Raw genomic sequence first — 17,641 nt, 5'->3', positions numbered from 1 at the left:
GGCGCTGTAAATTTTTAGTCTAAACCCACACGATGGAAAATAGTGTCAACATTCCGTAAATGCCAGTGATAGTCAAAGGCATCATCTAGATCTTTTTTCGTAAGCTGCTTTTGAATAGTCGGATTTGCCTCAAGAAGTGGTCTAAACGGAACATGTTCTGCCCAGCATTTAGCCGTTAAAGGTTGGATTGTATCATATGCATTCTCCCTGCTCATTCCGCTTTCAACTAACTTAAGCAAAACTCTGCCTGAATATATCAGACCGTGAGTTTGATTCATATTTTTAAGCATGCGGTCTGGAAAAACATCCAGATTTTTCATAATTTTGCTAAATCTGTGCAGCATATAATCTAACAAAATTGTGGTATCTGGCAAAATAATTCTTTCCGCGCTTGAATGAGAAATATCCCTTTCATGCCACAGTGGAATATCTTCAAGAGCCGTTACAACATGTCCGCGGCATACACGAGCTAGACCGCAAATATTTTCAGAGCCAATTGGATTGTGCTTATGAGGCATAGCTGAAGAGCCTTTTTGTCCTTTAGCAAAGTGTTCCTCCACTTCATGAATTTCTGTTCTTTGCAGGCTTCGAATTTCTGTTGCAAATTCTTCAAGACTGGTCGCCATCAGCGCCAAAGTTGAAATATATTCGGCATGTAAATCGCGAGGTAAAACTTGACTCGAAATTTCTTGGGGTCTTAGTCCTAATTTATCGCAGACTTTTTCTTCAATAATAGGATCAACTTCCGCAAAAGTACCAACGGCACCTGAGATTTTGCCTGCTTCGACTCCTTCGGCAGCTTCAATAAAACGTTTCCTGTTGCGCTTCATTTCCGAATACCAACGAGCCATTTTCAAGCCAAAAGTAGTGGGCTCGGCGTGAACGCCGTGAGTCCGGCCTATAGTTACGGTGTATTTATATTTACGTGCCTTATCCGCAATGATTTTAATAAATTTATCAATATCTTCCAGCAGGATTTTATTTGCTTGCTTTAGACGAAGACCTTGCGCCGTATCAACAACATCTGTGGAAGTTAGACCATAATGAACCCATTTCTTTTCATCACCTAGGCTTTCAGAGACGCAACGGGTAAAGGCAATAATGTCGTGATGGGTTGTACTTTCAATTTTCGCAATTTCGTCAATGTCAAATTTAGCATTTTGACGAATTTTTTCTACATCTTCTTTAGGAATTTTGCCCAATTCTGACCAAGCTTCATCGACAGCGATTTCTACTTCTAACCAGCTTTGATATTGATTGTTTAAAGACCATATTTTTGCCATTTTAGGACGTGTGTAGCGATCTATCATTTTTCCTCCAGCTATCATTAATAATTTTCTGACAAGTAAAGCTTATCAAATTAACAATCGCTAATCAATTATTTTCTTAACTTTGTGGCTCATGTGCTTTATAATTGTTCACTATTTTCTACTTTATTAATTACAATAATACCTAAAACAGATAATATTCATTTAAAACACGCATGATAAAAGACGCCAAGTTATCAGAATCTTGCCTTAGAAAACTACCATCTGATTAGATTCTAATACTGAACAAATTGTGATTGATTATTTAGAAAATAATCTAGATGAAATTGATAATCTTACCATCAACAATTTAGCTAAAAAGACGCATACTTCAAATGCTTCGATCATTCGTTTATGCCATAAAGTTAATTGCTCAGGTTTTCCCGAGTTAAAGATTAAATTGATTAAAGAACGTGAAAATCAAAAATATATTAATAATGATGTTAATTTTACCTTTCCATTTACCCCAGCTTACAACTTAAATGAAATAGCTAAGTCGATGACAGACTTATATAATAATGATTTGAAGCTTCTTTATTCATCTCTTGATATGGAGAAAGTTGAACGAATCGCTAAAAAAATCTTCTTTGCCAGTCGAATCTTTATTTTTGGTATCGGTGACTCTGGCTTAACCGCTCGAAGTTTCATTAATAAAGTCAACAAGCTCAATATCTATCCAATTTTTGCATCAGAAAATGATGAAGCCGATAGCAATAGTCAACACTTAAGAAAAAATGATATTGCTTTGATTGTCACATACGGAACCAGTAATAAAGATTACGCCCACGTGATGCGCAATTTACAAAATAGTGATGGACAAATAATTGTAATTACCGCAGACAGAAACAGTTTACTTTCTAAAAATAGCGACTATCTATTAATCATTCCTGATGAAGAAAAAAAGCATAAAGTGTAGTGACCCAGCAAAATTGGACACTTTATTGATATTATGCAACCAAGGATTGATTCCGGAATTGTTCCGGAGTCAGTCCTTTTAGTCTGCTCTTTATCCTTTCTTCGTTATAGTATTTAATGTATTTCTCAATTGCTTCCTTGAGCTGTTTTAAGCTGTGATATTTGTATTCTTGACCGTAGAACATTTCTGTTTTAAGAAGGCCAAAGAAGTTCTCCATCAGCCCATCGACAACTAAGTCTTTAGCATAATGAGTTGGAATCATATCGGTAAAATGAGCTTGATACAAGTCAATTCGCCTACCCTACTTTTGATTTGCAGGGACATACAGGAGAGAAAACTACTTACTCTGTTCCTCAAGTAGTTGGCTATAGGCCATCTAACGACAAGATCGAAGTTAAATTTGATACACACGAACAAAACTTTGAAGTTGAATACACGGTTGAGAAGATCAACTACAAGATTATCTTTAATGATTTAAACGGCAATCAAGTTGGCACGATTGAAGATCAAACAGGTAACTATGGCGATACCATTCAGCTTGATAACATCCCTGATGGCTATCACTTGCCTAAAAATTCACTTGGCAGCTTTGATTTAACAAGCAATACAACTTATATTATTTCTGTTGAGCCGGACGAAATCTTGCTTAACCTTATAGGTGTCGATGATAAAGGCAATGACTTGAAACTTAACCGCCAGGTATCAGGTAAATTCAATGAAACCGGCAAGTTTGAAGTTCCTCAAGTTGAAGGCTACACAACCGCAAACCCTATAATGGATGTTAAATTTACCAAAGAAAATGATCCGATCAAGATTGAATACACTCCTGAACAGCACACGATCACCATTAGCTATATTTCTATTTCCGGTGACACCCTAGCTCCTAAGAGAGTTATCAAGACTGCATATCAAGAGCCTTACTCTATTGAAGCAATTGATATTCCAGGCAAACATGTATTAGAAAATCAGAAACGTTCTGGTGTCGTGGGGATTCAAGATCTTGAATTTGCCTTTGTTTATCAAGATGGAGACAACAATTTTGATGATTCAGTTACAGATTTAGATACTTTAATTGCTAATAATGGAGTGGCTGAAAAGCCTGCTAAAGCTGATCCTGAACAAATCCAGGTAGTTCCGGCTAACTCTTTGTTAATAGCAATATCAAAACCGCTCCTTTGACTTCTAAAGCCCTAAACGATAAGAATAACAAAGATATTTTAAGATAAAGAGTTTAATTAAAAATAAACTGGTATTTCAGCATTTAAGAATAATTTCAATATCAGTGATGTATTTTAAAGTACAAATAGCTCATTATTGCCTTAGCAATAGTGAGCTATTTTTTATAATGTTTTATTTATATAGAGGGAGAAAAAGTAGGATTTATTTAACAATAGCTTTTGTAGTATCTTTATCAAAGAAGTGAGCCTTGTTAACATCAAAGCCCATCTTAACCTTGTCACCTAAGTTAACATAATTCGTACCTTTAATAGTTACTGGCGTAAATGGATTTTCAACAGTATATTTTGTTCCTTGAAGAATAACTGGCTTGCCATAGTACTTAATGCTTGATCCAGCCTTCAATTTTTTATAATTAGTAAGTTGTTTGCCATTACGGTTATAAACCGGAATAGAAACAGTAGAGCAATCGTATGCAACGTGATTGATTAACTTTACTTTTCCTTGTTGTGACGTTGTAGCCTTAACCTTTGTTTCGGTGGCAGATTGAAAGCCATTAACATTAGCAATTACTGGTGTAACGGCTAAAGCCAAAGCTACAGAACAAACTGTAATTTTTTCAACTTCATTGCTTTTTACCTCTATATAAAAATAAATTCATCATCATTATATCATCTTAAATGTAAACCGCTTTCTTATGTGTTTGCTTTTTTTCTAACTTTCTTTTTTAAAAGAAAGTTAAGGTTATTTTGATTTAGTAACAACTTTTATGTGCCATCATCGCTTTACAATCGACCATATGTTCGTTATAATATCATATGTATCATACAAATTCGGAGACGAAAAGAAATGGATTCAAAACAATACGCTCGTTTGATAGACAAGGAATTACAGGACTTACCTACTTATGTTTTTTACTATACCCAGCAGCCTAACCTAGCTGTTACTACTGTCTATCAATATTTGACTGAATTCAGAAGGTTTTTTGACTGGTTAAGGGAAACGCCAGCAGACATTGAACATCCTGATCAAGGTACAATCAGCAATGCAAAAAGCAACAAGGATATTGAACTTTCTACACTCGGGCACTTGCAAGCCGCTCAAATTCAAATGTTTTTAAAGGAGCTCAGTTTCAGACAAAATAAGCAGTCTACTCGTGATAGTAAAAAGACGATCAATCGAACAATTAATGCTCTTCGTTCCCTCTTCCATTACCTCACTGTTACAGCTGACTTAAATAATGGTGAGCCCTATTTTTACAGAAACGTTATGCTTAAAGTTCCTTTGGTCAAAGGATCTAAAGAATCTATCTCTTACCGGAATGCAAAATTTTCACCGATGCTTTATATGGGTGAAAAAAAGCATGAATGGCTTGACTTCATTTCCAATCAATATGAACACACCTTGAGCAGCAGAGCACGCTCTTCTTTCCTATTTAACAAAGAAAGAGATTTGGCCGTTATTGCCATGCTGCTTGGTTCAGGAATTCGTGTTTCAGAATTGGCCCGTTTAAATTTGAAAGACCTGAATTTACGAGATCGCAGTATTCTTGTTATTCGAAAAGGCAATAAAAAAGATGCACCGCTAATTGCTGATTGGGCAATGCCATACATCAAATCCTATCTGGATATTCGAGAAAAAAGATATCAACCTGCTAAAAATGAACAGGCATTATTCCTTACCAAATATGCTGGACAGGCTAAAAGAATTGCAACCAACACCGTTGAACGTTTCGTTGGCAAATATTCTGAAGCTTTTCCTGATGGCAACAGAACAACTCCTCACAAACTGCGGCACTCTCTTGGAACTGAACTATATGATGAAAGCAAAGATGTCATGGTTGTCGCTTCACAGCTTGGACATACAGGAATTTCTGCAACCGACCAATACATTCAGCAATCACAAGTCGATAAGCAAAGAAAAGAATTAAACAAAACGGATTAATGATAATAAACTCTCTTTTAACTATGCAAATAATATCTTTTGTATGTTACAATAGGGATTGAAATAAATTGTCAATTGCTCCTCTTCTAGACGGTAAATCCGCCAGAAATCTGCTTGGTTACAATTCTCATTAATTAATCGATCGTAATATTCAGTCATTTTTTATTAATAGGCTTTCTGAGATTGTACGGTATATCCGTCGGATCAGGTGCGACCTTAATAAAAAATATCCAATTATTATTTATTTATGGATTTCTTTTATCTGCTAGTTTAGCTGGTGGGAACTGCAATTCGAAAATAATTAATAGTTCAAATGATTATCTGCAATCGATTGGTTAAATTCTTCTCAAAAATAGTTTTGCCATTGCATAAGGATTCAGAGTATCAACCGCTTTGAATCCTTTTTTGATATCGCTAACAATCATTTCCACCTTGTAAACCGCTTACATTATAAGGATAATAAACTTATTAAAAATTATTTTTGGAGGAATTAAAATGACACCATGGTGGAAAAAGCAGTTGTTTATCAAGTCTACCCTAAGTCTTTTCAAGACAGCAATGGTGATGTAATTGGTGATTTAAAGGGAATTACTTCACGTTTAGATTACCTGGAGAAATTAGGAATCGATGCCATTTGGCTTTCCCCTGTTTATCAATCACCGCAAGTAGATAACGGTTATGATATCTCTGATTACGAAGCCATTGATCCACAATATGGCACAATGGCTGATATGGATGAATTGCTGGCAAAGGCTAAAGAACATCACATTAAGATCGTTATGGATTTAGTAGTTAACCATACTTCAGATCAACATAAATGGTTCATTGAAGCACGCAAGAGCAAAAATAATCCATATCGTGATTACTATATCTGGCGCGATCCCGTAGATGGACACGAGCCAAATGATTTAAAATCAGCCTTTTCTGGTTCTGCTTTGAAATTTGACGAAGCAATTGGTCAATATTACCTGCACTTCTTTGCGGATCAGCAGCCTGATCTGAATTGGCAAAATCCAGACTATTTAATTGCTGACCTTAAGCAAGCATTGAATAAATAATAAAAGGCAAGGAACATAAAATTCCTTGCCTTTTTCTTCTATTAAAAATGCAAAACTGTTGGATCAAATGAATTAGTATCCTTGATGCCAGTGTAAAGCATCAACTGTGATAATTGTTCATTAATCTGCTTTACTTTGTTTTCAACGCCTTGCGTACCATCCTTTAGCAATTCTGGCAAGATTCCGCGTCCAATCAAAACGCCATCAGCACCAATTGCCAAAGCCTTGTAAGCATCACAGCCCGCATCAGCTGCTTTCATTGCACCCTTCACTGAAAGCACGCCTTTAGCAATAAAAGGCAACTCGGTTGAAGCAGCGTATTGCTTTAAATCTTCTTCAGTAATCGGTCCAAGCGGAATGCCATCAACCACGTCATATTTGCCATTGCTGCCTGGAACGTGGTCGATATCAATTCCGACCGCCAAAGCATCATGCTCCTCAGCAAACTTGATTTCTTTTAAAATACGATCGTGATCTGCAAACGGCCTGATGATTCGAATGTTTTCTGAAATTTCTCCTGCTTCAACGATTTCACCGTATTCTTGATCGCTTTCCATCCCGATCTAGTTTAAAACATGCAGATCTTTAGCTGCTTTTGCTTTTTCTTGCATTGGCTTGCGTTTTTATCAGGCAAAACTTTGTTCAGATGAGAGACAGCCGCCAGAGTGATTGGTGAAGCGAATTCTTTTCCAAAAAATTCCGTTGTCAATTCTGGTTGAATTGAATCGATCAAACGCATTTCTACTAAAATGCTGTTCAGATATGCACGATTATGCACGTTTGCATCGTCAGCTTTACCATCAGTGACGGGAATCATGCCTTTAGGACCTGGCCATGGGCTTTTCACCTCTTCATTTTGTTTTTCGGTTAAAGACGCACCGGTTACAGCATCATTTTTCTAACTCATGAAATTCCTCTTTTCTTATATCTTTTTAGTCCGCAAAAACTGAGCAAAAATCAAAGCAACAATTAAAATAGCAAAACAAGACATAAATCCTACTTGAATGCCTTGGGCGGAAATTCCAACATGGAAGTATTGATCTGCCAAATTGACCATTGCTACAACAAAGGCCATCCCAAAACTGGCAGCTACCATTCTCGTCGTGTTGTACATGGCTACCGCATCCGGCAGCAAATTTCTCTTCGTAACAGCTAAGGCTTGCGTTTGCAGAGGAATCAGCAGCATAACAATGCCGAACTGCCGCATCCATTGCCAAAAAGCCGCAAAGACTACATTCGTATGAACTCCTACGAAAGCCTGCATCGCCGTGCCAAATAAATCAACGATTAAACCATAGGTTACCATATAGCGCACGGGATACTTATCAAACAATTTTCCAGAAATTGGAGACAGTATTCCAGTTGAAATGGCACCAGGCAAAATGACTAAACCTGTAACAAATGCACTCTGATGCATAACATCTTGAACCAGCAGCGGTATCAAAATCGTATTGCCATACATTGTCGAAACAAGCAAACAGTTGACAATCGTTGCAATCTTAAACTGCTTGTTTTTAAACACTTTAAGATTAACGAAAGGATGCTGGCTCGACCATTGACTTTTGACAAAGATTATCAAAAAAACGAATCCAATAATAAATGATCCTAAAACTCTAAAGCTAAGCAGTTTGCTTGTCCCAAAATTTGAAAAACTGTCCAGCAAAAACCACAAGCCTAGTGAACAAGTAATCAAGCCCAAATAATTAAATTGCAGCCGTTCCTTTTTGGCAACATTAGGCATAAGAAAAACAGATAAGATCAGGGTTAACAAAGTGAATGGCAAAATCAAAATAAACAGATAGTGCCAGCTCAAATTGTCTAATATTAAGCCAGCCACGGAAGGACCGATGATCGGTGAAAAATTAAAGGCAAGACCGACCAGACCCATTATTTTGCCTTGCTCGCCTTTTTTAGCATAAAGCATTGCCATCACATTTACTAACGGCATCATGATTCCTGTTCCCATCGCTTGGATCATCCGGCCAACTACTAAAAAGGCAAAGCTATTGGCAAAAGCACCAAAAATTGTCCCAATGCCAAAAAGGCAAGTGAAACTGATAAACAGCCACTTGTAGGAATATTTTTTAATCAAATAGGCACTAACAGGAATCATAATGGCATTCACTAGCAAATATCCATTGCTTACCCACTGCGCCTGACTTGAGGTAATTCCAAAATCTTTCATGAAAACCGGCAGAGCTAGGTTGGTCATTGTTGAACACATGACACCAAAGAAAGTACCAATAATCATGATAGTTAAGACAAAACTATTTTTGCGTGACATTATTTCTTCTCATATTTACTATTTTCATCATTCTTTATATTTATCTTGCCACAAAATAGAAAGAAAAGCACTAAGATAGTAGAGAATATCTTAGTGCTTATTAACCTTATTCAAAAACGATAATACGATATAGAGTGTAAAGTCATTATTAGAAAATATAGGATAAACCATATTCCTTATTAAAGGATCTAAAGTTTAAGAATGTTATTTCGGTTTTTGTAAGATTGAAAAATGTTCGGACCTAATATTGAATTGTCCTATTTGAGTGAGTTTAACAGAAACTTATTTTCTCATCGCATCGCCTTCTTGCTTAATTCCTACAGTTCTTAATTCTAATCACATCAAAATATTTATTTACTAAATACTTAAAATTGACCTATTTACATCCATAATTGTTATATTTATTTAACTTCTAACGCATCAATATACTTTTTGCATGCTATATGTAAAAAGTATTTCTTTATAAGTTTTACAAATATTTATTTACAAGGATATTATATGAAATTAGTATTAAATTTAATATTAATTTTTGCAAATTTGCATATCCTGAGGACTAATTATCATCTAAAAGGACACAAGTACTCAGTGTTTGTACTTTTTAAACATCATACGCAAAAAATACAAAAAAAGAACCTTTACGGTTCTTAATTAGTTATATGAATTGACATAAATTAACCTCTTAGGCTATAGCTTCTCTATCCTTCTCTACTGCTTTAATTAGGACACCAAGATTATATGAATTGAAAAAGATTTTCAGGAAGTTACGGCTGTTCATGAGGCTTTGACTGATGAATCCAATATTGCATTAGCTGAAAAAGAATTTAAAAATTTAGTTGATTATTGCGTTTCAATAAAAGAAATAATTACAGTACTTTTATCGCCAAATGGGAACATGAAATTTATAACAAAAATACGTGAAATTTCCACTCTTGAAACTAAAAGGCGACTGAATTTTCTTTTTAAAAATGGTTATTTAGACATTGAAAAGAAAGCTGAAATTCCTGCTACTTTTATTATCAATATTTATGCTGGTATCGTTGTTAAAACAATTATTACTTGGCTTAAATCTGACGCCGCCTCTCGCCTCATCAAGTTAGGCATATTCTTGGTGAGATTCAAATAAAGTCACCAGTGGAACTGCTTATGCTTTTAAAACGAGAACAAGACAATTAAAAAATGACTGAGTCCAAAACTCAGCCATTTTTCTTACATATTATTTCTTCTCATCCTGCAAATATTCATAAAGAAGTCCATCACGCAAACCATGATTTGAAAAGACAACTTCACTAACTTGCAAATTGCGCAAAGCCAAACTTATCGGAATCAGCCCTCCAACAATTACATCTGCCCGATTCTTGGCCAAACCAGGAATTTGCATTCTTTCTTCCCGACTCATCGCAACCAAGCGATCAAATAAATCGAAAATATACTGCGGTGGCAAATGCATCCCATGAATATCAGGAACTTCATCAATTTCATTGCTCAATTCGCGACGATGAATTTTAGCGATCGTTCGATTGCTGCCGCCTAAAGCAATAAGCGGCAAATTATGAACATTGCAAAGCCAGCGAACTGTCGACATCATTTTTCCCGCAGCATTCATTGCCTGGTAAAGGTCGGTTGCAGAAATCTTGTCTGTTAAATTGTATGTTTGCGATAGCAGAACCGCGCCAATAGGGATGCTGACTCGTTCACAACACTGACCGTTTTGCACCCAAACCAATTCTGTTGATGCACCACCAGTGTCCATCATGATGCAGTTTCTAACCGGCAAAGTATTGACCACTCCGAGATAATCAAGATAGGCTTCAGTCTCTCCAGAAATGACATTAAGTTTAATGCCAACTTCTTTTTCGACCATGTCCAAGAACTCTTTTTGATTCTTGGCCTGCCTTACTGCGGCGGTTGCCACGGCCTTAACTACAAGATGATCCAAATTTTCATATTTTTCTTTAAAACTATTCAAAGCCCTAACAGTCCGTTTCATCGGGTCTGGTTTAAGCGTCTTTTCCTTACCCATATTTTCCGAAAGACGGACGTATTCTCGATAATAACCTTTGACGGTGTAACTGCCGTAATCATCAATTTCTGAAATTTGCATCCGAACAGAATTTGAACCCAGGTCAATGACAACTAAATTAGTCATCTCTTCATCCCCTTTGTTTCATCCTTTTTGTTTATCTTGCCACAAAATGGCTGATTAGCAAACAATTTTGAAGTTTTTACTATGCATCTTTTTGATCGCCTAATGTTAATCCATTGTCTTCCTTGCGCATTACCTTGAAGGCTTCTGGCTTTCTTGCCATTTCCTTGCGCTTTTCTTTTAAAACCCGATTTTTCTCCACTGCTTCATTAATAAAGTACTCTTGTGAGTTGACAGCTTCTTTACCGCGAAGATCAATCATTGAATAGCTCTGATCATGCAAGACTCTGGCCTTGACATTGTCTTGCCACATCTTGTCATAAATTGCGATGGCTCTTGCTTTCAAATCTGGCTGCAAAATTGGGAATAAAGTCTCGACTCTTCTATTCAAATTGCGTTTCATCATATCCGCGCTTGAAAGGAAAATTTCGTCATTACCATCATTATAGAAATAGTAAATTCGACTGTGTTCAAGCAAACGGCCAACGATTGAGTGCACTTCGATATTGTCACTGATTCCTGGAAGATCAGTTCTTAAACAGCAAATGCCTCTAACAATCAAATGAATAATCACGCCAGCATGGGAAGCTTCATACAATTTGGCAATTATTTCAGGATCAGACAGCGAATTCATTTTCATATGAATCTCTGCATGTCGACCTGCCTTTGCAATTTCTATCTCACGATCGATCTTTTGGTTAATAAACTCGCGAATGTGTTCCGGTGAAATCCGCAACTGTCTAAAGTAAGGCGGACGTGAATACCCAGAAAGCATATTGAACAAATTGGTGGCATCGATGCCTAATTCACGCTGACAGGTAAACAGACCCATATCAGTGTAAAAATGCGCCGTAACATCATTATAATTACCAGTTCCCAGGTGCAAGTAACGCCGAATGCCATCCTCATCCCTGCGAATAACCAAAGTGATTTTGGTATGAGTCTTTAAGCCTTTTAGACCATAAATAACGTGGCAGCCCATCTGCTCCAAGGTTATTGCCCAGTGCACATTGTTCTGCTCATCAAAACGCGCTTTAACTTCAACCAAAACCGTGACCTGTTTACCAGCTTGTGCAGCCTCGCCTAAATATTTAATAATTGGTGAATTGCCAGACACCCGATACAAGGTCATTTTAATCGCTAAAACTTTGTCATCATGTGCTGCTTTTTTGATAAAGTTTAGAACCGCATCAAAAGAATCATATGGATGCTGCACCAAATAATCCTGCTTGCGAATGTTGGCAAAAATATCGCTGCTTAAATCCAAGGCTGGGTCAACATAGGCTTTAAATGGCTTATAGCGTAATTCATCATGGTCCTTGACAGCACCATACAGCTTTTTCAAAAAGGTCAAATCAATTGGACCTGAAATCTCATAAACTTCTTCTTTGTCAACATCTAATTTCTTAAACAAGCGGCGACGCAGTTTTTCACTCATGCCCTTTTCGATTTCCAAGCGAACAACCTTGCCATGTTCACGATCTTTCAGTTGCTTCTGTACGCTGAGCAAAAAATCGGAGGTATCTCGTTCGGCAACATCCAAATCCATATCTCTTGTGGCTCTAAAGCAAGCTGACTCCTTAACCTCATAGCCGTCAAAAAGCTTGCCAATAAATTCCTTAATAATATTTTCCAGCAAAATAAAGCTATTATCCGAATCTGGCAGTTTTACCAAACGTTTAAAAATATTTGGCACCCTTACCGTAGCATAATCATGTTCGTTTTTTTCTTCATCCTTAAGACATACCGCGATGTTCAATGAATCGTTGGCAATAAATGGAAATGGCCGGTTAGCGTCATCTGCCATGGGAGTCAATACAGGATACAATTCATCATCAAAATAGCGCCGAATAAATTCATACTGCTGCTCATTCAAATCAGCAACGTCTTTAATATAGATATTGTTTTTTTCTAGAAGTGGCAAAAGCGAGCGCAAGTAAGTCGAATAGCGTTTTTTAACGGTGAGCTGTTCCTTTTTGTTAATTGCTTTGAGTTGCTTTAAAGGCGTCATCCCTGAAGCATCAGTCGTTTTAATACCAGCAGCAATTAATTTATGTAAGGAAGCAACCCGCACCATGAAAAATTCATCTACGTTGCTTTGAGTGATAACTAAAAAATTAATCCGTTCAAGCAAGGGATTATCTTTTGACCGGGCTTCTTCAAGGACTCGATCATTAAAGTCCATCCAGCTTAATTCACGATTGGTAAAATATTCAGCCTTACGATATGGTTTTGTTTTTTCTTCTTCATTAGCTAAAAATTCTTTGCTCATCGTCTATTCATACCTTCTTGCTTTAAACTAACCTTAATGCCAAACACGTCCTGAAATAATTGAGCTCGTTTGTTAAAAGACCAGCGCTCAAGAGTTATGTCAGCATTGGTTTTAGCCCGAACTATCAGCTGCTTATCCTTTTTAAGAGAAATCACGATTTTCTTGATTTTTTGCTTATGTGAAGCATCTAGTGCCGTAGCAAGGCGCAAGATTGCCGATAGTTTGGCTACCTCCAGCTGAATCTGCGGATCAAGATGACGGTAGTGATGGCCTCCGATAAATGGTGAAGTCTGATCCTCTTTGACTGTTTGGTAGCAACAAATCTCACTGACTATTTCATTGTCCTGGTCGGAAAGACCAATAATATTATTAGCCTCAATGATCTCCGCGGACTGCTCATATCGTCTTACCTGGTTGACAAAACTGCCAATATCATCGATTTGAGCTGCAATTGCCAACAATTTACGGTCTTTTTCCGGCAACAAATGAACATGACGCAGCCGATCATAAAGATGCAGTGCAAATTTTTTAACGGCTTCAGAATGCTTTTGATCGACTAAATAGCGTTCAGCCATGTGCTGTGCGTAAGTCATGATAATATCATTGCCGTTTTCATCCTTGAGATACTGCTTTTGGTATTTTTCCTTCATCAACAATCCTGTAATCACAGACATATCCGTAATATAAAGTTCTGTAGGATTTAGTAGTTTTACGAATTTTTTAACAGAAACCAAGTTAGGCAGCGTATGTTCCGCAACTGCAGGCTCAAGATGATAACTTTGAATCAAAATATCCTGCGGCATCGTAATTGTTTTTTCATAAAAACTGTTGAAATCATCCCGGCTGATTCTCATTGCAGAATCGTTTTCATGCAAATAGTTATTGTTTAAGGCGTCAGCATGCTGAATAACCAAAGCGGCATTGGAATTAGCCTTGATTTGACGAGCAAGGTGATCAATTTTGGCACCTAAGTAATCGCTCATCACATCGATGGGATTATTCGGCGTCTCATTCGTAATTTCATTGATTTGATGAATTTCTCTTGGACCCAACGGCAAGCTCCAAGTAGAAATAAACTTATTGTTTTCAAATAAGGAAAGACTGATCATTGCGCTTCCCAAACTGAGTAAATAGGTTGGCGTTTGTTTAAGCTGCATGTCTTGCATATCCTGCAAGCTTTTAATACCGCTTAAGACCTTGTCATAGACAATTTGACTACTGCTCAGCCATTCGATTTCGAAACCGGTCCGGGCTTTGATCTGATCAGTAATAAAGCTGGCTGAAGAATCATTGATTAGTTGTTTGTTGCCATAAAATTTGAAATCATCGATTTTATATTCGGCCAATTTTTGTTTGAAACCATCAAGGGCAGTACAGATTTTGGTCATATCTTGTTCGAAAACCTGAGCTTTGCTGCTGGCTTGAATAAACGACGGTGAATCTAGTTTTTCGACAACTGAAAAATCTTTTAAATCAACAATATTTAACTGGATTTTGTATGAAGACATATAAATGATGCCAAATAAGCTTTTTTTCATTTTCCTCACCTGCTTGATAGTGCTCTTCCTACCCATATTGTACCCTCATTTGTTGCTTATGATTCTAAAAGAGAAGGGTTTTAATAAAAATATACTCATAGCTGAAATCTGTTCATTATTTTTGAATAAAACAAAAACAGGCGATCACATGATCTCCTGTCTCCATCAGATAAAATTTATTAATTCCAGCCTGGATTATATGAATGATCTCCCCAAGCACCATAACCTGCAGCACCTACTTGACCATCAGCTCAGCCTTTCTTGCCATCCAAAGTAACGGATACCCATTGATGACGAAACTGATTACGGTGTACATGTTTGCCATTCATGCCCATGTAATGCAGAACCATTTGAGTTGCATCAGTAGTACCAGCACATGAACAACAACCATTAATAAAGACACCATAAGCTTTGTTGTAGTATGGATGTTTCATCGAATAGCGATCAAGGCCTGCAAAACAAGCAACATAGTAGGCGGCGATACCTGCTCGTTTACGATCAGTATCTCCTGCTTTTCGTCCAACAACTTTCGCTATAAGTTTAGCAATTCTTCTAGCCGAAGCTGTATGGTTGCCTTGTTTTGAACGAGAGTAGTGATAGATTTGACCATCACGACCAAAAATATATTTACGTATAACTTCTAATGTTGTTAAAGAACCATCTTTTTCAAAGTGATCGTAATGGTTTTAGCCTTTTTATTTAATTTAAAAGTAGCGTCACCCTTGTTATTGATCTTGTAATGACTATCAGTATCAAACAAAGTTTCGTTACCAAACTGCATAGCGTCTTCATCAGTTGAATCTCTTTTTAATTTCCGTTTAATCTTTTGTCAACATATTTTTTAAATTTATTTTAACTTGAAACAAAATCAGTGCAATTTCACTTATTATAAGTTAGAATATAATCATAAAGTAATTATCAAAAACAAGAGAGGAGAACATCTATGAAAAAATTAGATTCAACCAAATTAAGCAAGGAACAACAAGAATTTTTTGCAACTCACTTAGCTTTCTTAGCTACTGTCAGCAAGGACGGTATGCCTCAAGTAGGTCCTAAGCAATCAATGAAGGTGAAGGATGAAACTCACCTTGAATATTTAGAGAAGACTCAACAACACGCTTTTGAAAACATTAAGAATGGTTCAAAAGTTGCCGTTGTAGTAGCTGATAAGCCAAGTCACACCAATGTTAGAATCATCGGTACAGCTGAAGTCGGAGAAAAAGATGACAACGGTTGGTACCCAGTTGTTATTTCAATTGAAGAAATTGACGAATAATTAAAATATAAGTTGACAGTTTTAATTATTTCCTGTAATCTTCTAAAAAAAGAAATAAACACTATAACAACGTATCTGATTTCTTTCATGTACGCGAATGGCGTCCTTTAAGCAATCTGCTTAGGGGCGCTTTTTTTATAGTGAACTCTAACAGAAGGGTGAATTTATGTTAAATTCTAAATTATCTTTGCAAAAAACTTTACTGATCGCATCCATGATTTTTGGCGTCATTTTTGGTGCCGGGAACTTAATCTTCCCCATTCACTTAGGGCAATTAGCTGGAAGCAACTGGCTTTCTGCGAGTAGTGGCTTCTTAGTTTCAAGTGCGCTTTTGCCATTAATGGCCTTTTTGGCAATCAGTATTACTAAAACCAGTGGCGTTTATGAGCTGGCTAAGCCAATTGGTGCCGGCTATGCCCTGCTCTTTCTGATATTAGTGCACGCCACGCTAGGGCCATTTTTCGCTACACCTAGAACGGCAACCGTGCCTTTTTCCATTGGCATTGCTCCTAATTTGCCTAAAAGCATGCACGGTATCGGACTACTGATTTATTCCGCTATCTTCTTTGCTATCGTCTTTTTCTTCTCAATAAAAGAAGGAAAAATCACAGACCTCATTGGCAAGTTCTTAAATCCCATCTTTCTTCTTCTTCTCTTTGGCATTTTCCTGCTTGCTTTTATGAAACCGTTAGGTTCTGCACAATCTGCTGCAGCAACCACCGCATATCAAGGAAATTCTTTTGCGAATGGCTTCTTGCAAGGCTACAACACGATGGATGGACTAGGTGCCATTACTTTTGGCATCACGATTATCACCTCTGTCCGCAGCCTTGGAATCAAACGTGAAAAGGACGTTTCTATTGCTGCAGCCAAAAGTGGTGCAATCGGTGTGTTGGGAATTGCAATGATTTATATCTGCTTAATTTGGTTAGGAGCAAGTAGCCTGCATCATTTTAAACTGGCAGACAATGGCGGCACCACGCTAGCACAGATTGTTCATTATTATTTAGGACCTGCTGGTAATGCCTTGCTGGCTACTTTAACGACAATCACTTGTTTAACCACAGCGATGGGATTGATTGTGGCCTTTGCTCAGGATTTTCATAAGCATTTTCCAAAAATCTCATACAAGACTTTCTTAGCAGTCAATTGTTTAATATCTTTTGGTTTTACCAATCTAGGATTAAACAACATAATCAGTTGGTCAAAACCTGTCCTGATGCTGCTTTATCCTTTGGCTATTTCATTGATTATTATGGGAATTTTATCTCCGCTTTTTAAAAATGATCCGGTAGTCTACCGAATTACAACAGTGTTGACTTTTATTCCCGCAACTTTCGACATGATCAATGCCCTGCCAGATGTTTTACGCAATACTCAGCTGGCACAAGGGATGATTTCTTTTGCTCAGAAATCCTTCCCATTCTTTAATTTAGGCTTCGGCTGGCTTTGCTTTGCAATTGGTGGTTTTATCATTGCACTCTGCATTCACTTCACTAAGCGGAAGTTCTTTTACGCAACAATTGAAGAGTAGAAAATCCCCTCCCTTAAATAGGCTTTCATAGTAAGCTTATATCATTAAGGGAGGTTTCTATGTCTATTTGGATCATTATTGGAGCAATCGCTGTTGGATTAGTTACAGGAACGATAACCAGTTTAATCGGGGCAAGCGGCGTCATCATCGTTGTCCCAGCTTTAACGCTCTTTTTCGCAGTTAATTCACATTT

At 37.1% G+C, this 17,641-nt stretch carries 12 protein-coding genes and 5 pseudogenes; 7 read left to right on the top strand and 10 right to left on the bottom strand.

Annotation, left to right across the window (positions count from 1 at the left end; all coding sequences use genetic code 11):
* Positions 1-14: 14 nt before the first annotated feature.
* Entirely contained in the window at positions 15-1,310 is a 1,296-nt protein-coding gene (gene purB, locus B2008_RS05230; RefSeq protein WP_281828299.1) for an adenylosuccinate lyase, read from the bottom strand.
* A 250-nt stretch (positions 1,311-1,560) separates the two neighbouring features.
* On the opposite strand from purB, the gene B2008_RS05225 reads away from it, so the two are divergent.
* On the top strand, positions 1,561-2,223 hold the full coding sequence (locus B2008_RS05225) for a MurR/RpiR family transcriptional regulator (protein ID WP_281828297.1): 663 nt from the start codon (positions 1,561-1,563) through the stop codon (positions 2,221-2,223).
* Between the two features lie 31 nt (positions 2,224-2,254).
* On the opposite strand, the pseudogene B2008_RS05220 reads toward B2008_RS05225, so the two are convergent.
* Positions 2,255-2,449: pseudogene (locus tag B2008_RS05220) on the bottom strand (IS3 family transposase); the annotation flags it as partial.
* An 86-nt stretch (positions 2,450-2,535) separates the two neighbouring features.
* Between B2008_RS05220 and B2008_RS05215 the strand changes: the two are divergent.
* Positions 2,536-3,402, top strand: coding sequence for a MucBP domain-containing protein (locus B2008_RS05215; protein ID WP_281828295.1), 867 nt, complete (start codon positions 2,536-2,538; stop codon positions 3,400-3,402).
* A gap of 351 nt (positions 3,403-3,753) precedes the next feature.
* Here the strand turns inward: B2008_RS05215 and B2008_RS08340 are convergent.
* A pseudogene (locus tag B2008_RS08340) lies at positions 3,754-3,993 on the bottom strand (SLAP domain-containing protein); the annotation flags it as partial.
* Positions 3,994-4,248: 255 nt separating this feature from the next.
* Between B2008_RS08340 and xerS the strand changes: the two are divergent.
* Positions 4,249-5,343: a tyrosine recombinase XerS gene (xerS, locus tag B2008_RS05205; protein WP_281828292.1), complete on the top strand. Its 1,095-nt coding sequence runs from the start codon at positions 4,249-4,251 to the stop codon at positions 5,341-5,343.
* 495 nt (positions 5,344-5,838) lie between these two features.
* Positions 5,839-6,362: pseudogene (locus B2008_RS05200) on the top strand (alpha-amylase family glycosyl hydrolase); the annotation flags it as partial.
* A gap of 80 nt (positions 6,363-6,442) precedes the next feature.
* On the opposite strand, the pseudogene B2008_RS05195 reads toward B2008_RS05200, so the two are convergent.
* Together B2008_RS05195 and B2008_RS05190 are read right to left on the bottom strand one after the other, a co-directional pair.
* Positions 6,443-7,218 (bottom strand): annotated as a pseudogene (locus B2008_RS05195) (alpha-hydroxy-acid oxidizing protein).
* 105 nt (positions 7,219-7,323) lie between these two features.
* The gene (locus B2008_RS05190) at positions 7,324-8,685 is read right to left on the bottom strand and encodes a DHA2 family efflux MFS transporter permease subunit (RefSeq protein ID WP_281828291.1); all 1,362 of its coding nucleotides are present in this window, start codon (positions 8,683-8,685) and stop codon (positions 7,324-7,326) included.
* 781 nt (positions 8,686-9,466) lie between these two features.
* Between B2008_RS05190 and B2008_RS05185 the strand changes: the two genes are divergently transcribed.
* Positions 9,467-9,808 (top strand): TetR/AcrR family transcriptional regulator C-terminal domain-containing protein, encoded by a 342-nt coding sequence (locus tag B2008_RS05185; RefSeq protein WP_281828290.1) that lies wholly within the window; start codon positions 9,467-9,469, stop codon positions 9,806-9,808.
* 90 nt (positions 9,809-9,898) lie between these two features.
* Here B2008_RS05185 and B2008_RS05180 read toward each other — a convergent pair whose 3' ends face one another.
* The 5 genes and pseudogenes from B2008_RS05180 to B2008_RS05160 form a co-directional block, all read right to left on the bottom strand.
* Positions 9,899-10,831, bottom strand: a complete 933-nt coding sequence (locus B2008_RS05180; protein WP_281828289.1) for a Ppx/GppA family phosphatase — start codon at positions 10,829-10,831, stop codon at positions 9,899-9,901.
* Positions 10,832-10,910: 79 nt separating this feature from the next.
* Positions 10,911-13,100: an RNA degradosome polyphosphate kinase gene (locus tag B2008_RS05175; RefSeq protein WP_281828288.1), complete on the bottom strand. Its 2,190-nt coding sequence runs from the start codon at positions 13,098-13,100 to the stop codon at positions 10,911-10,913.
* Positions 13,097-14,638, bottom strand: a complete 1,542-nt coding sequence (locus tag B2008_RS05170; protein ID WP_281828287.1) for an exopolyphosphatase — start codon at positions 14,636-14,638, stop codon at positions 13,097-13,099. Before B2008_RS05170 ends, B2008_RS05175 begins: the two co-directional genes overlap by 4 nt.
* A 251-nt stretch (positions 14,639-14,889) precedes the next feature.
* Positions 14,890-15,072 carry a hypothetical protein gene (locus B2008_RS05165; RefSeq protein WP_281828285.1) on the bottom strand — a complete coding sequence of 61 codons (183 nt, stop codon included), beginning with the start codon at positions 15,070-15,072 and terminating at the stop codon, positions 14,890-14,892.
* A 221-nt stretch (positions 15,073-15,293) separates the two neighbouring features.
* A pseudogene (locus tag B2008_RS05160) lies at positions 15,294-15,434 on the bottom strand (peptide ABC transporter substrate-binding protein); the annotation flags it as partial.
* A gap of 147 nt (positions 15,435-15,581) precedes the next feature.
* On the opposite strand from B2008_RS05160, the gene B2008_RS05155 reads away from it, so the two are divergent.
* Entirely contained in the window at positions 15,582-15,914 is a 333-nt protein-coding gene (locus B2008_RS05155) for a pyridoxamine 5'-phosphate oxidase family protein (protein WP_281828284.1), read from the top strand.
* Between the two features lie 166 nt (positions 15,915-16,080).
* Entirely contained in the window at positions 16,081-17,448 is a 1,368-nt protein-coding gene (gene brnQ, locus B2008_RS05150; RefSeq protein WP_281828283.1) for a branched-chain amino acid transport system II carrier protein, read from the top strand.
* The last annotated feature ends 193 nt before the right edge of the window (positions 17,449-17,641 follow it).

This window comes from Lactobacillus sp. UBA5813 (assembly GCF_002417895.1).
GTDB classification, from domain to species: Bacteria; Bacillota; Bacilli; order Lactobacillales; family Lactobacillaceae; genus Lactobacillus; species Lactobacillus amylolyticus.
Note: the sequence above shows the minus strand (reverse complement) of the source record. Positions and strands in the feature narration are given on the sequence as shown.